This window comes from Novosphingobium mathurense (genome assembly GCF_900168325.1).
In the GTDB taxonomy this organism is placed as follows: domain Bacteria; phylum Pseudomonadota; class Alphaproteobacteria; order Sphingomonadales; family Sphingomonadaceae; genus Novosphingobium; species Novosphingobium mathurense.
Window position 1 is genome coordinate 693514 of sequence record NZ_FVZE01000001.1, and the last position, 12960, is coordinate 706473.

Here is a 12960-nt window from a genome sequence, read left to right on the forward strand (position 1 = left end):
TCTCTAGCGCGTGGGCCTTAGCACTAAACGTTAGAAACGCCGTAAACGGAGCGACCCACCATGGCCGACGCCGCATTTTCGCTTGCGCCCAAACCGGAAGGGGCGACAGGCGTGCTTGTACTGAGTGACGGGCACGTCATCTGGGGTCGTGGCTTCGGCGCCGTCGGCAATGCCGTCGGCGAAGTTTGCTTCAATACCTCGATGACCGGTTACCAGGAAGTGATGACCGATCCTTCCTATGCCGGACAGATCGTCACTTTCACGTTCCCCCACATCGGCAACGTCGGCGTCAACGACGAGGACCTTGAGTCCAAGGTCGACGGCGCCGTCGGTTGCGTCGTTCGCGAGGACGTCACGCCCTCTTCCAACTTCCGTGCGGAAGGCGAGTTTGGCGACTGGCTCGCAGCCAAGGGCAAGATCGGCCTCGCCGGTGTCGATACCCGCGCACTGACCCGCCGCATCCGCCTGTCGGGTGCGCCGAACGCCGTGATCGCGCATGATCCCAAGGGCGAGTTCGATATCCCTGCTCTGATCAAGAAGGCGCAGGAATGGCCCGGCCTCGAAGGCATGGATCTCGCCAAGATCGTCAGCCGCGAAATCCAGGAGGGCTGGGAAGGCTCGACCTGGATGCTCGGGCAGGGCTACGGCCGATCGCCGCGTGACGCGCGCCCGCATGTCGTGGCCATGGACTTCGGCGCCAAGGACAACATCTTCCGCAACCTGGTGAAGGCCGGTGCACGCGTGACGGTGGTTCCCGCCGAGGCAACGCTGGAGCAGGTGCTCGAGCTGAAGCCCGAAGGCGTGTTCCTTTCCAACGGCCCGGGCGACCCGGCGGCGACCGGCAAGTACGCCGTTCCCGTCATCCAGGGCCTGCTTGAGCGCGACGTGCCGATCTTCGGCATTTGCCTCGGTCACCAGATGCTGGCGCTGGCCGCCGGTGCCAAGACCTCGAAGATGCACCAGGGTCACCGCGGTGCGAACCACCCGGTCAAGCGCCTTGCCGACGACGTCGTCGAGATCACCTCGATGAACCACGGCTTCGCGGTCGACAATGCCACGCTGCCCGACACCATCGAAGAGACCCACGTCTCGCTTTTCGACGGCTCGAACTGCGGCATCGCGATCAAGGGCAAGAAGGCGTTCGGCGTCCAGTATCACCCCGAAGCAAGCCCGGGGCCGCAGGACAGCTTCTACCTCTTCGAGAAGTTCGTGGGCTCGCTGGCCTGAAGGCCGGCGTGCCCCTCTCGATCGGTGCGGCCGGGCTGCCGGAGTGATCTCGTGAAGCTCGGCGTTTCGCAATCGATCATTTCCTGCGATGACGGACAGGCAAGCGGTCCGGCTGTCGCAAGAATAAGAAACAAGGTCGGAGCCGAAGACCTGCTTTGGCAGGTCCCGGCATCCGGCAACCCGGTCGCCTCAGGGCGGCTTTAACTGTAAGCACACTTCCAAGGCAGGAAACCCATGCCCAAGCGCACAGATATCTCCTCGATCCTCGTCATTGGCGCCGGTCCCATCATCATCGGCCAGGCGTGTGAGTTCGATTATTCGGGCACGCAGGCGATCAAGGCGCTCAAGGAAGAGGGCTACCGAGTCATCCTCGTGAACTCGAACCCGGCCACGATCATGACCGACCCGGACATGGCCGATGCGACCTACGTCGAGCCGATCACGCCCGAGATCGTCGCGAAGATCATCGAGAAGGAGCGCCCCGATGCGGTGCTGCCGACGATGGGCGGGCAGACCGCGCTCAACTGCGCGTTGGCCCTGTTCAATGACGGTACGCTCGAGAAGTTCGGCGTCAGGATGATCGGCGCCGACGCCGATGCCATCGACAAGGCTGAGGACCGCCAGCGGTTCCGCGAGGCGATGGACAAGATCGGCCTCGAATCCGCGCGCTCGGGCGTTGCCCATACGCTTGAGGAAGCCTTTGCGGTTCTGGAGCGCACCGGTCTGCCTTCGATCATCCGCCCCAGCTTCACGCTCGGCGGTACCGGCGGCGGCGTCGCCTACAACAAGGCCGAGTTCGAAGCGATCGTCCGTTCGGGCCTCGATGCTTCGCCGACCACCGAAGTACTCATCGAGGAATCGCTGCTGGGCTGGAAGGAGTACGAGATGGAGGTCGTGCGCGACAGGCACGACAACTGCATCATCATCTGCTCCATCGAGAACGTCGACCCGATGGGCGTCCACACAGGCGACTCGATCACCGTCGCCCCGGCGCTGACGCTGACCGACAAGGAATACCAGATCATGCGCACCGCCTCTATCGAGGTGCTGCGCGAGATCGGCGTCGAAACCGGCGGCTCGAACGTGCAGTTCGCAGTGAACCCGAAGGACGGCCGCCTCATCGTCATCGAGATGAACCCGCGCGTCTCGCGCTCTTCGGCCCTCGCTTCGAAGGCGACCGGCTTCCCGATCGCGCGCGTCGCGGCCAAGCTGGCAGTAGGCTATACGCTCGACGAGATCATGAACGAGATCACCGGCGCCACACCGGCTTCGTTCGAGCCGACCATCGACTACGTCGTCACCAAGATCCCGCGCTTCGCCTTCGAGAAGTTCAAGGGCTCCAAGCCCGAACTGACCACGGCGATGAAGTCGGTCGGTGAGGTCATGGCGATCGGCCGCAACATCAAGGAATCGATGCAGAAGGCCCTGCGCGGCCTCGAAACCGGCCTTGATGGCTTCAACCGCGTGCCGGAGCTTGAAGGCGCCGGGCGCGACACGATCACTGCAGCGCTCTCGAAGGCGACGCCGGACCGTCTGCTCAACGTTGCTCAGGCGATGCGCGAAGGTTTCACCGTGGAAGAGATCCACGCGATCACTTTCTACGACAAGTGGTTCCTGCGCCACATCGAAGAGATCGTCGCGGAAGAAGCGAAGATCATGAAGGACGGCCTGCCGATCGATGCGGCCGGGCTGCGCAACCTCAAGGCCATGGGCTTCTCGGACAAGCGCCTTGCCACCCTTGCGGTGCGCTCGGTCCATGTCGCGGGCGGTCTTGGAGAAACCCAGGCGAAGCGTTCGGGCCTGCTTCACGATGCCCTGCGCGCCATGGCCGGTGCGACCAGCGAGGACGAAGTGCGCCAGCTGCGCACCAAGCTCGGCGTCCACCCGGTCTTCAAGCGCATCGACTCGTGCGCGGCCGAGTTCGAGGCGATCACGCCTTACATGTACTCGACCTATGAGGCTCCGTTCTTCGGTAAGCCCGAGGACGAGGCAATGCCGTCCGATCGCAGGAAGATCGTCATTCTCGGCGGCGGTCCCAACCGCATCGGCCAGGGCATCGAGTTCGACTACTGCTGCGTTCACGCCTGCTTCGCGCTTGCCGAAGCCGGCTTCGAGACGATCATGGTCAACTGCAATCCCGAGACCGTCTCGACCGACTACGACACCTCCGACCGCCTCTATTTCGAGCCGCTGACGGCTGAGGACGTGCTGGAAATCCTGCGCGTCGAGCAGCAGAATGGCGAACTCGTCGGCGTCATCGTGCAGTTCGGCGGTCAGACTCCGCTCAAGCTCGCCGATGCGCTCGAGAAGGCTGGCATTCCGATCCTGGGCACGTCGCCCGATGCGATCGACCTTGCCGAAGACCGTGAGCGTTTCGCCGCTCTGGTCGAGAGGCTCGGGCTCAAGCAGCCGGCTAACGGCATCGCCCGCAGCCGCGACGAGGCCGTGGCAGTCGCCAACCGCATCGGCTACCCGGTCCTGACCCGTCCCAGCTACGTGCTGGGCGGCCGCGCCATGGAGATCGTCGACAGCGAACAGCAGCTCGACGACTACATCGCCACGGCCGTGCAGGTCTCTGGCGATAGCCCGGTGCTGATCGACCAGTACCTGCGCGACGCGATCGAGTGCGACGTCGATGCCCTGTGCGACGGTGACCAGGTCGTCGTTGCCGGCGTCATGCAGCACATCGAGGAAGCGGGCATCCACTCGGGCGACAGCGCCTGCACGATCCCGCCCTACAGTCTGCCCGACGAGATCATCGAGGAGATGGAGCGCCAGGCCGAGGCTCTTGCCAATGGACTTGGTGTGCGCGGTCTGATGAACGTGCAGTTCGCGGTCAAGGACGGCGAGGTCTACCTGATCGAGGTGAACCCGCGTGCTTCGCGTACCGTGCCTTTCGTCGCCAAGGCCATCGGCCAGCCGGTCGCCAAGATCGCCGCGCGCGTAATGGCGGGCGAAAAGCTCGCCGACTTCCCGCCGTTCAAGCGCAAGCTGGACTATGTCGCGGTGAAGGAAGCGGTGTTCCCCTTCGCGCGCTTCCCTGGCGTCGACCCCGTGCTGAGCCCGGAAATGAAGTCGACCGGCGAAGTCATGGGTATCGATACCGATTATCCGACCGCCTTCGCCAAGGCGCAGCTCGGCGCTGGCATGCGTCTGCCGACCGAAGGCACGGCCTTCGTTTCGGTGAAGAACAGCGACAAGCCGCATATCCTTCCGGCCGTGCGCAAACTGGTGGACGAGGGCTTCCGCATTATCGCTACCTCCGGCACGCAAAAGTACCTCGCCGATGCGGGTATTCCGGTCGAGATGGTGAACAAGGTGGCCGAAGGTCGTCCGCACATCGTCGACAAGATCATCGATGGTGAAATCTCGCTGATCTTCAACACCACCGAAGGTTGGCAGAGCCTGAAGGACTCGCAGTCGATCCGCGCATCGGCGCTGACGGCGAAGGTTTCGATCTTCACCACGGCTGCTGCAAGCGTGGCTGCAAGCGAAGCAATTGCGACGATTCGCGGGAGCCAGCTTGAAGTGCGTTCGTTGCAGGATTATTATAACTGAAATCGATCTTGCCTCCCCACATCGCTGCAGATCGGCCCCCGTGCCTGAAGGGACGGGACAGGCGAGTAGTCTGCGGCAAGGGAGGCAACAGGAGGAATTATTGATGGCCAGTATAGAAAAGCTGCCCATGCTCGCCGAAGGGTATGAGAGGCTGACCGCAGAGCTGAAGGCCCTGCGCGAGGAACGTCCGCGGATCGTCGATGCCATCGAGGAAGCGCGTGCGCATGGCGATCTTTCCGAAAATGCAGAGTATCACGCGGCCAAGGAACGTCAGGGCCAGGTAGAGGCGACCATTGCCGATCTGGAAGACAAGGTCAGCCGCGCGCAGATCGTCGATCCCAAGAGCCTCTCGGGCTCCAAGGTGATCTTCGGCGCGACCGTGACCCTGCTCGACGATGACGAGAAGCCGGTAAAGTACCAGATCGTCGGCCCTTACGAGGCAGACGCGAAGATCGGGCGCATCAGCTACAACTCGCCGCTCGGCAAGGCACTGATCGGGCGTCAGGTCGAAGATGAAGTGGAAGTGACCGTCCCTTCGGGCGACAAGTTCTACCTCGTGCAGAAAATCGAATTCATCTGAGGGCAGGGACGGTAGCGTCCCGGCCGCTAACGGATACGAAAAAGGCCGGCGAAATCGCCGGCCTTTGTTCGTTTGAGCTTTGCTCGAAGGGGATCAGCCTTCGGGCAGGTTCGGCTCGAGCAGACGGTGCAGGTGTACGATCACGTACTTCATTTCCGCATCGTCGACAGTGCGCTGGGCATTCGAGCGCCAGGCTTCCTCGGCCGAGGCATAGTCGGGATAGACGCCGACGAGGTCGACGTTCTTGAGATCGGAGAATTCAAGGCTGCGCGGGTCCGAAACCCGGCCGCCCATGACAAGGTGAAGCTTCTGCATGGGAGAGGACCGCTTTCCTGTTGGGAGTCAGCGTTCCTATAATTTTGGACAGGAGCAAGGGCAAGGCTTCATCACATCGCTGATCGCGCTATCTTTGCAGTTGCGAAGCGTTAGCAATAACGCAGAAGTCAGCGCTTGGCCCGCTTTTTAAGTTCGCCGGCCCGGTCGACAAGCTCGTGCCCCTTTTCAGCCGCAGCCTCGCCGACCTTCCCGGCCTTCTTTGCCGTGGCGCGGCCGAATGCGCTGGCGGCCGCGATGGCGGCAAGTGCAAACTTTTCGATGCTCGCGGCCGTGGCGCTGGTCGCCATTTCTGCAGTGCTTGCCAGCTTGCCCGCGGTTTCCCTGGCGTCGGCGCCCAGTTCCTGTGCCTTTTCCGAGGTATCCCGACCGAACATGACCGTCGCGGCTCCGGCTGCTTCGGCGAGCTTTGCGGCGCGGCCCACAAGTTTGCGGCCTGCCTTGCGGGGCAGCAGGGCGCTTGCAGCTACGCCCAGGGCAAGGCCGCCAGCCACGGTGATTACCGGGTGCTTCTTGACGAAGCCCTCGACCTTCTCACGCGGACTGGGATCTGCCTTTGCCGGAGTAAGCGGAACGACGTTGTTCGCACCAGTTGCACTGGTCGGGATCTCCGGGGTGTTGGGATCGCTGTCAGTCATTGTCCGCTTCCTTCTTCCATTTCGCTTCCGGGCCGAGCAGGGTGTCGAACCAGGCCTTGATCGGGTTCCTCAAAAACCAAAGCATGAGGGCGGCCAAGGTTCCCCCGACCACGCCCGGATTGCTCTCGGCCACGTCGACCGCTTCGTCGAACATGTCCCTGGCCTGCTCGAGCGTTTCATCGATCACGCGCCCGGCGATGCCGCGCTCCTCCATGTCGGCCTTGATCGCACCGTAGCGTGCATCGAATGTTGCGCGCGCGGCATCGCGGACGGCCCTGTCCGCCTCAAGCTTGCGGGCTAGGTTGCCCATCAGTCTATCCCCTGCTGTCGGAAATGGCGGTCAGCATGTTCCTGAGCCGCGCCTTGGCGGAAAGTGCGCAGATGGCGGAGATCAGCACCAGTGCTCCGGTGACCGCCACCATGGCGCCCCACGGACCCAGAACCGGCCCGAGGGCAATCACAGCGCCAACGACCAGGGCCATGACCGCAAAGAACAGCAACACGAGCGCGATCAAGCCTAGCAGGGCGATACCCTTGGCCTCGGAACTGGCATAGGCTGCGCGGGTCTTCTGGAAGGCGAATTCCGCCTCGGCCAGCATCCGGGCATCCTGTGCCAGTTGGCGCAGATCTTCGGTAAGTGTCACCGTCTCCACCTCATCGGGTGGAGCAACGAGTTCGGATTGGGCTTCGGCCATTCTGATCAGTCAGTCTTGCCCGGCGCCGTCACTTGCTCTTCTTGAACATGCGCCCGAACAGGAAACCGGCGGCCACGGCCATGCCAACGGCAAGCCCCGGGCTGGTGCGCACGAATTCCTTGGCATCTTCACCCAGGTCGTCGAGCGACTTTTCATCGAGCTTCGTGGCGGCATCCTGCATCGACTTCGAAGCGGTGCGGGCATAGTCACCATACTTGGGGCCGACTTTCTCGTCGATCAGGTGGACGTTCTCGTCGATCATCTTCGACAGGCCGACCATGGCCTGGCTGGTGCGGGCCTTGCCTTCATTGGCGAGGTCGGCGGCCTTGACCTTTGCGTCAGCGGCATAGGCGCTGGCTTTCTCGCGGGCTTCGGCGGCATAGTCATTGGCCTTGGTCCGCGCTTCGTCCGAACGCGTCTTTGCCTCGCTTGACCATTCATTCGTCGCCTGGGTCAGCTTTCCGCGATATTCCTCGGCGCGCGCCTGGGCTTCCTTGCCAAGAGCCTGTGCGCCGGCCTTGGCCTCTTCCATGGCCTTGGCAAAGTGATTCCTGGCGGATTCGGCTTCGTTTCCGGTGGTAGCGGTAGGTTCGGCCATACGTCTATCCTTCCTTCGTTTCCCGTTCGCCGGGACTATCCCCATATAGGCGGTGCGCATACAGAGTAACACATCTTGCCTATACATCCCCAACGCAACTTGTCAGGCGGAGTTCCCCTGCTAAGACGCCGGCCAAAGGCGCAGTGAGGCGCCACAAGGAGGAGTTCAGCTCAAATGACCGCGATCATCGATATTCATGGCCGTGAAATCCTGGACAGCCGCGGCAATCCGACCGTGGAAGTCGACGTTCTGCTCGAAGACGGCAGCTTCGGCCGCGCGGCGGTACCTTCGGGCGCGTCGACCGGTGCCCACGAAGCGGTCGAACTGCGCGACGGCGACAAGGGCCGTTACCTCGGCAAGGGCGTGCTCAAGGCCGTTGATGCGGTGAATGGCGAAATCGCCGAAGCGCTCGTCGGTCTCGATGCCGAAGACCAGCGCGATCTCGACCTGACGATGATCGCTCTCGACGGCACCGAGAACAAGGCCCGCCTTGGCGCCAACGCCATCCTCGGGACCAGCCTTGCCGCTGCCAAGGCCGCCGCCAACGCCCGCGGCCTGCCGCTCTATTCCTATGTCGGCGGCGTGTCGGCGCATGTCCTGCCGGTGCCGATGATGAACATCATCAATGGCGGCGAACATGCCGACAACCCGATCGACTTCCAGGAATTCATGATCATGCCGGTCGGCGCGGACTCGATCGCCGAGGCCGTGCGCTGGGGCGCAGAGGTGTTCCACACGCTCAAGAAAGGCCTTTCGGAAAAGGGCCTCGCCACGGCGGTCGGCGATGAAGGCGGTTTCGCGCCCAACCTTGCCAGCACCCGCGACGCGCTCGACTTCGTGATGGCCTCGATCGAGAAGGCCGGCTTCAAGCCCGGCACCGACATCCAGCTTGCGCTGGACTGCGCTTCGACCGAGTTCTTCAAGAACGGCAAGTACGAGATCAGCGGCGAGGGCCTCTCGCTCGACCCGGTCGCCTTTGCGGACTACCTGGCCGACCTGTGCGACGCCTACCCGATCATCTCGGTCGAGGACGGCATGAGCGAGGACGATTTCGAAGGCTGGAAGGCCTTGACCGAAAAGGTCGGCCACAAGGTCCAGCTCGTCGGTGACGACCTTTTCGTGACCAACCCCAAGCGGCTGAGCATGGGTATCGAGCAGGGCCTTGCCAACTCGCTGCTGGTCAAGGTGAACCAGATCGGCTCGCTGACCGAGACGCTTGAAGCCGTGTCGATCGCGAACCGCGCAGGTTACACCGCGGTCATGTCGCACCGTTCGGGCGAGACCGAGGATTCGACCATTGCCGATCTCGCGGTTGCCACCAACTGCGGTCAGATCAAGACCGGTTCGCTGGCCCGTTCTGACCGGCTTGCCAAGTACAACCAGCTCATCCGCATCGAGGAAGAGCTGGGTAATGCGGCCCGCTATGCCGGTGCCGCTGCATTCGGTCGCCTGAACTTCTGATAGGCGGATAAGGTAGGTCCGGGCGACTGCTCCACATGGGCTGGAGCAGTCGCCCGGCGCTGCCGGGCGCGTACAGGTTCTCCCTTCCAAGGGGGGCGGAAAGGGCGGGGGTGCCTGCTTTTTCTATCGCGCGGCAGCGAAGTGGGGGCTCGGATCGTCCAGCAGCACGACCGAGCGTGATGAAGCTGCAAAATACTCCAGCATGGCCGCATAACCGCGGGCGCTGAGGCGGACGTACACCCTGCGCGCATCGCCGGGATCGGCTTCGCGCTGCAGGAGCTGGTGCTTTTCAAGAATGGTGATCCAGCGCAGGGCCGTGGTCGATGGGACGGCGGAGCCGATGCAGGCGCTTGTCACCGAGACGCGGCGGCGTTCCTTTGCGGCGATGAACAGGTCGAGCAGTATGTCCCACGCCGGTTCTCCGAAGAGAGCGTCCGCCTGGAAGATCTTCGATCTGCGCCGCCTGTCTTCATAGGCCTGTCGGGCAAGCTCCACCCAGATGGGGTGGTCCTTGCTGGCGACTTCCCTGAAGCGCCCGGGCGCGCCCTCCAGGCTGTCCGTCGCGAAAGGATCCCCGGCTATCGGCTGCCCGATTTCCAGTTCGCGCGCCATGGCCAGGAGTTCGTTGGCTATGCCGATCAGCCGAATGGCCTTGGCGCGATTGCGCATCAGCTGGTCTGACATGTCCATCGACGGCGATCACCCATTGCCTGCCGGGATCGCGCAAGGAGCCAATGGTCCATGCGATACCGTGATCCGCGGCGATTGAACCCACGTTTGCGGAACCCAGGATCAGCCGTGCCAAAAACTTGTTCCGGCTCGGTTTTCTTTCTCGGTGCCGCAACCCGGGGTGATCAATGTCACGCCGTGGCGAGATCGTCTCGCGCAGCTTCGTCCAATTTGGACGGACTTCTTTCGATATTGAAGGATCTGGCGAGCAGCGCGATGGCTGTATCGAGATGGGCTGCGGCGACCGGGACGTCCAACTGGTCCAGTTCGACAAGCATGTCTTCCAGCGCGGGGATGAGTCCTGCAGCGCAAGTTTTCCTGTTCAACTCAGCGACCTCCGTGGAACGAGGCACTTGCCTCGCAGACCTGAACGACGCCGAAGCGCGGACAGTCGAGGCGCTTTTCCGCGTGGTTCGACTCCTTTGCCAGATGGCTCCGATCAGGATCTTAATTCATCGTGATCTTCGGGTCGACTACAGCAAACCATCCAAGTTGAAACAGTATATATTGCAATGTTCCATTAGTGAACAGATTGTAAGAGGTAGGTCTGTTTCCCTATTGACCTCAAATTTGCGATAAATTCGCTTGGATGTTCTCTCGGTATTGTTTTTTTATAAGTAAAAACACCAGTCGATAGACGCTGGGTCTGGCGGGAATGGCATTTGGGGGCAGGTGAAGCGTTTGACGAAGTTCCGACGCCTGAGGAAGGCGTCGGAACTTCGCCTGCAAGATCAGCTGCCGAAACGCTCGCGCAGTTCGAGCAGGGCAATGGCAGCCTTGGCCGCTTCGCCGCCCTTGTCCTTCTGTGCCGGGTCGGCTCTGACCAGCGCCTGCTCCTCGTTCTCTACAGTCAGGATGCCGTTGCCGATGGCAATGCCGTCCATCGTCAGTGCCATGATGCCGCGCGCGCTTTCGCCGGCGACGATTTCGAAGTGGTAGGTTTCGCCGCGGATGACGACGCCGATCGCAACGTAGCCGTCATAGTCGCCCGCGGCATCTGCCAGCGAGATCGCGCCGGGGATTTCCAGCGCGCCGGGGACGGTGATGACGTCGGCCTTGTGCCCGGCCGCCTTGAGCGCCTCGCTGGCGCCGGCGACGAGCATGTCGTTGAGGTGGTCGTAAAAGCGGGCTTCGACGATCAGGAAACGGGCCATTTCACTTCGCTCCTTCGGTTGCATGCGCGGGAATGGCGCGTTCGCTCACGATGTTGAGGCCATAGCCTTCCAGCGCGACGAGCGAATGGTGGGTGTTGGTAAGCAGGATCATGTCGTGGATGCCGAGTTCGGCAAGGATCTGTGCGCCTACGCCGTAGTCGCGCAGTTCCTCGAGGTCCGGCGTCTGTCCGGCGTGCGCCTGCTTCCTGATTTCCATGATGCGCGACATCAGGCGGTTCATCGGACGGTTGATGATGACGATAACGCCGGCACCTTCCTCGGCAATCATTTCCATCGAGCGGTGCAGCAGCTCTCCGCGTTCCTCCGAGGTCTCGCCAAGGACATCGGAGAAGACCGAGAGCGTGTGCATGCGCACGAGCGTCGGCTTGGTGGGGTCGATGCGGCCCTTGATCAGGGCGATGGTTTCATCGCCGGTTGCCTTGTTGTTGTAGCTGCGCGCGATCCAGTGTCCGCCGTAGCGGCTTTCGAACGTCACTTCGTTCTTGGTTTCGACAAGGCGGTCATGCTTGCGGCGATAGGCGATGAGGTCGCGGATCGTGCCGATCTTGAGATCGTGCATGCGCGCGAAGGTCATGAGGTCATCCATGCGCGCCATCGTCCCGTCGTCGCGCATTATCTCGCAGATCACACCCGAGGGGTTGAGGCCGGCAAGGCGCGAGATGTCGACGGCTGCCTCGGTGTGGCCAGCGCGTACGAGAACGCCGCCATCGCGGGCGCGCAGCGGGAAGACATGGCCGGGGGTGACGATATCGTCCTTGGTCTTGGTGCCGTCGATGGCAACGCTGATGGTGCGGGCGCGGTCGCCGGCGGAAATACCGGTGGTGACGCCTTCGCGCGCCTCGATCGAGGTGGTGAATGCGGTCTCGTGACGGGTGCCGTTGTTCTGGCTCATCAGGTTGAGGCCGAGCTGGGAGACGCGTTCGCTGGTGAGCGAAAGGCAGATCAGGCCGCGGCCATGGGTGGCCATGAAGTTGATCGCTGACGGAGTTGCCATTTGCGCGGGAATGACGAGATCGCCTTCATTCTCGCGGTCCTCATCGTCGACGAGGATGAACATGCGGCCGTTGCGCGCTTCTTCGATGATTTCCTCGATCGATACGAGGACCTGGCGGTCGTCGTTCGAGAAAAGGGCGCGTTCGAGCTTGCCGAGGGTGTCGGCGGTGGGGTTCCAGTCCGGCTCGGTGCAATCGCGCAGGGTATTTGCGTGGAGGCCGGCGGCACGGGCGAGACCGGCCTTGCTCATTCCGCCCTCCGTCACGAGCTTGCGGACTTGTTCGATTATGTTGCCAGACATGGGAATCACCGTTTGTCACATTATGATGTGCGGATGATATGAACTTTTCACATCGTAATTCAAGTGTGATTATGATGTGCGATGCCGTGATCGTTGGCATGGCTGTCGCAGAGGGTTGCATGACCATCGCCGTCATGCTTGCTCTGCCAGACCGGACGGTGGCAGGAAAGATCGGGAAGTTCAAAGTGTCAGTGTCGATGACGGATGAAGTGCCCGCGCTCTTTCGCGAACCCGCGCGGGCGGAACGGATCGCGCTGCTGGCATCGAGCTACCATCGCCTGATCGGCAAGCCGTTGATCCCGCAGTGCGACGATATCGTTGCCGGCCTGTGGAATGCACCTTTCGCCCTCTTGGCGCACGGGACCGAACCGGATCCTGTCTTCTTTTTCGGCAATGCCTGCGCCATCGCCGTCTTTGAAAGTGATGTTGCCAGTTTTACCGCCATGCCTTCGCGCCTTTCTGCCGAGGCCCCGTTGCGCGAGGAGCGGCAGGCCCTGCTCGACCGGGTGAAGACGCAAGGCTTTATCGATGACTATGCCGGCGTGCGCATCACGGCGAAAGGAAAGCGCTTTCGGATCGGTCCGGCGGTGGTCTGGAACCTGATCGATGCGCAAGGGTGCGTTCAGGGGCAAGCGGCGATATTCGTTCCATGAGCAAGGCAAATCCAAGCCT

Annotated in this window: 14 protein-coding genes; 5 read left to right on the top strand and 9 right to left on the bottom strand. The window is 62.3% G+C overall.

Annotation, left to right across the window (positions count from 1 at the left end):
* Window positions 1–60 precede the first annotated feature (60 nt).
* The 3 genes from carA (at window position 61) to greA (ending at window position 5365) form a co-directional block, all read left to right on the top strand.
* Window positions 61–1227 carry a glutamine-hydrolyzing carbamoyl-phosphate synthase small subunit gene (gene carA, locus B5483_RS03380; RefSeq protein WP_079729458.1) on the top strand — a complete coding sequence of 389 codons (1167 nt, stop codon included), beginning with the start codon at window positions 61–63 and terminating at the stop codon, window positions 1225–1227.
* A 234-nt stretch (window positions 1228–1461) separates the two neighbouring features.
* A complete protein-coding gene (gene carB, locus B5483_RS03385; protein WP_054946217.1) occupies window positions 1462–4785 on the top strand; it encodes a carbamoyl-phosphate synthase large subunit in 3324 nt (1107 codons plus the stop codon).
* A 103-nt stretch (window positions 4786–4888) separates the two neighbouring features.
* Window positions 4889–5365 carry a transcription elongation factor GreA gene (gene greA, locus B5483_RS03390; RefSeq protein WP_054946218.1) on the top strand — a complete coding sequence of 159 codons (477 nt, stop codon included), beginning with the start codon at window positions 4889–4891 and terminating at the stop codon, window positions 5363–5365.
* 93 nt (window positions 5366–5458) lie between these two features.
* Here greA and B5483_RS03395 read toward each other — a convergent pair whose 3' ends face one another.
* From B5483_RS03395 to B5483_RS03415, 5 genes are all read right to left on the bottom strand, one after another.
* Window positions 5459–5680: a DUF4170 domain-containing protein gene (locus tag B5483_RS03395; RefSeq protein ID WP_054946219.1), complete on the bottom strand. Its 222-nt coding sequence runs from the start codon at window positions 5678–5680 to the stop codon at window positions 5459–5461.
* A 128-nt stretch (window positions 5681–5808) separates the two neighbouring features.
* Window positions 5809–6336, bottom strand: coding sequence for a hypothetical protein (locus B5483_RS03400; RefSeq protein ID WP_079729459.1), 528 nt, complete (start codon window positions 6334–6336; stop codon window positions 5809–5811).
* On the bottom strand, window positions 6329–6646 hold the full coding sequence (locus B5483_RS03405) for a hypothetical protein (protein WP_054946221.1): 318 nt from the start codon (window positions 6644–6646) through the stop codon (window positions 6329–6331). The genes B5483_RS03400 and B5483_RS03405 overlap by 8 nt, the downstream gene beginning before the upstream one ends.
* Before the next feature lie 4 nt (window positions 6647–6650).
* Window positions 6651–7031 carry a phage holin family protein gene (locus B5483_RS03410; RefSeq protein WP_054946222.1) on the bottom strand — a complete coding sequence of 127 codons (381 nt, stop codon included), beginning with the start codon at window positions 7029–7031 and terminating at the stop codon, window positions 6651–6653.
* Window positions 7032–7059: 28 nt separating this feature from the next.
* On the bottom strand, window positions 7060–7629 hold the full coding sequence (locus B5483_RS03415; RefSeq protein WP_054946223.1) for a hypothetical protein: 570 nt from the start codon (window positions 7627–7629) through the stop codon (window positions 7060–7062).
* Window positions 7630–7803: 174 nt separating this feature from the next.
* Between B5483_RS03415 and eno the strand changes: the two genes are divergently transcribed.
* The gene (gene eno / locus B5483_RS03420) at window positions 7804–9090 is read left to right on the top strand and encodes a phosphopyruvate hydratase (protein ID WP_054946224.1); all 1287 of its coding nucleotides are present in this window, start codon (window positions 7804–7806) and stop codon (window positions 9088–9090) included.
* Between the two features lie 123 nt (window positions 9091–9213).
* On the opposite strand, the gene B5483_RS03425 is transcribed toward eno, so the two are convergent.
* The 4 genes from B5483_RS03425 to ribB all read right to left on the bottom strand — a co-directional run bounded on the left by B5483_RS03425 (window position 9214) and on the right by ribB (window position 12288).
* On the bottom strand, window positions 9214–9780 hold the full coding sequence (locus B5483_RS03425) for a helix-turn-helix domain-containing protein (RefSeq protein ID WP_054946225.1): 567 nt from the start codon (window positions 9778–9780) through the stop codon (window positions 9214–9216).
* A gap of 170 nt (window positions 9781–9950) precedes the next feature.
* A complete protein-coding gene (locus B5483_RS22765; protein ID WP_139383893.1) occupies window positions 9951–10145 on the bottom strand; it encodes a hypothetical protein in 195 nt (64 codons plus the stop codon).
* Between the two features lie 405 nt (window positions 10146–10550).
* Complete coding sequence (ribH, locus tag B5483_RS03430) at window positions 10551–10973, bottom strand: 6,7-dimethyl-8-ribityllumazine synthase (protein WP_054946226.1); 423 nt, start codon at window positions 10971–10973, stop codon at window positions 10551–10553.
* A 1-nt stretch (window position 10974) separates the two neighbouring features.
* Window positions 10975–12288 (bottom strand): 3,4-dihydroxy-2-butanone-4-phosphate synthase, encoded by a 1314-nt coding sequence (ribB, locus tag B5483_RS03435; protein ID WP_079729460.1) that lies wholly within the window; start codon window positions 12286–12288, stop codon window positions 10975–10977.
* Between the two features lie 119 nt (window positions 12289–12407).
* Between ribB and B5483_RS03440 the strand changes: the two genes are divergently transcribed.
* A complete protein-coding gene (locus B5483_RS03440; protein ID WP_245828805.1) occupies window positions 12408–12941 on the top strand; it encodes an MEKHLA domain-containing protein in 534 nt (177 codons plus the stop codon).
* Window positions 12942–12960: the final 19 nt, after the last annotated feature.

What these genes read in the sequence shown, in the direction of transcription:
- carA (WP_079729458.1), top strand. Translation starts at nt 61, where the DNA reads ATGGCCGACGCCGCATTTTCGCTTGCGCCCAAACCGGAAGGGGCGACA.
- carB (WP_054946217.1), top strand. Translation starts at nt 1,462, where the DNA reads ATGCCCAAGCGCACAGATATCTCCTCGATCCTCGTCATTGGCGCCGGT.
- greA (WP_054946218.1), top strand. Translation starts at nt 4,889, where the DNA reads ATGGCCAGTATAGAAAAGCTGCCCATGCTCGCCGAAGGGTATGAGAGG.
- B5483_RS03395 (WP_054946219.1), bottom strand. Translation starts at nt 5,680, where the DNA reads ATGCAGAAGCTTCACCTTGTCATGGGCGGCCGGGTTTCGGACCCGCGC.
- B5483_RS03400 (WP_079729459.1), bottom strand. Translation starts at nt 6,336, where the DNA reads ATGACTGACAGCGATCCCAACACCCCGGAGATCCCGACCAGTGCAACT.
- B5483_RS03405 (WP_054946221.1), bottom strand. Translation starts at nt 6,646, where the DNA reads ATGGGCAACCTAGCCCGCAAGCTTGAGGCGGACAGGGCCGTCCGCGAT.
- B5483_RS03410 (WP_054946222.1), bottom strand. Translation starts at nt 7,031, where the DNA reads ATGGCCGAAGCCCAATCCGAACTCGTTGCTCCACCCGATGAGGTGGAG.
- B5483_RS03415 (WP_054946223.1), bottom strand. Translation starts at nt 7,629, where the DNA reads ATGGCCGAACCTACCGCTACCACCGGAAACGAAGCCGAATCCGCCAGG.
- eno (WP_054946224.1), top strand. Translation starts at nt 7,804, where the DNA reads ATGACCGCGATCATCGATATTCATGGCCGTGAAATCCTGGACAGCCGC.
- B5483_RS03425 (WP_054946225.1), bottom strand. Translation starts at nt 9,780, where the DNA reads ATGGACATGTCAGACCAGCTGATGCGCAATCGCGCCAAGGCCATTCGG.
- ribH (WP_054946226.1), bottom strand. Translation starts at nt 10,973, where the DNA reads ATGGCCCGTTTCCTGATCGTCGAAGCCCGCTTTTACGACCACCTCAAC.
- ribB (WP_079729460.1), bottom strand. Translation starts at nt 12,288, where the DNA reads ATGTCTGGCAACATAATCGAACAAGTCCGCAAGCTCGTGACGGAGGGC.
- B5483_RS03440 (WP_245828805.1), top strand. Translation starts at nt 12,408, where the DNA reads ATGACCATCGCCGTCATGCTTGCTCTGCCAGACCGGACGGTGGCAGGA.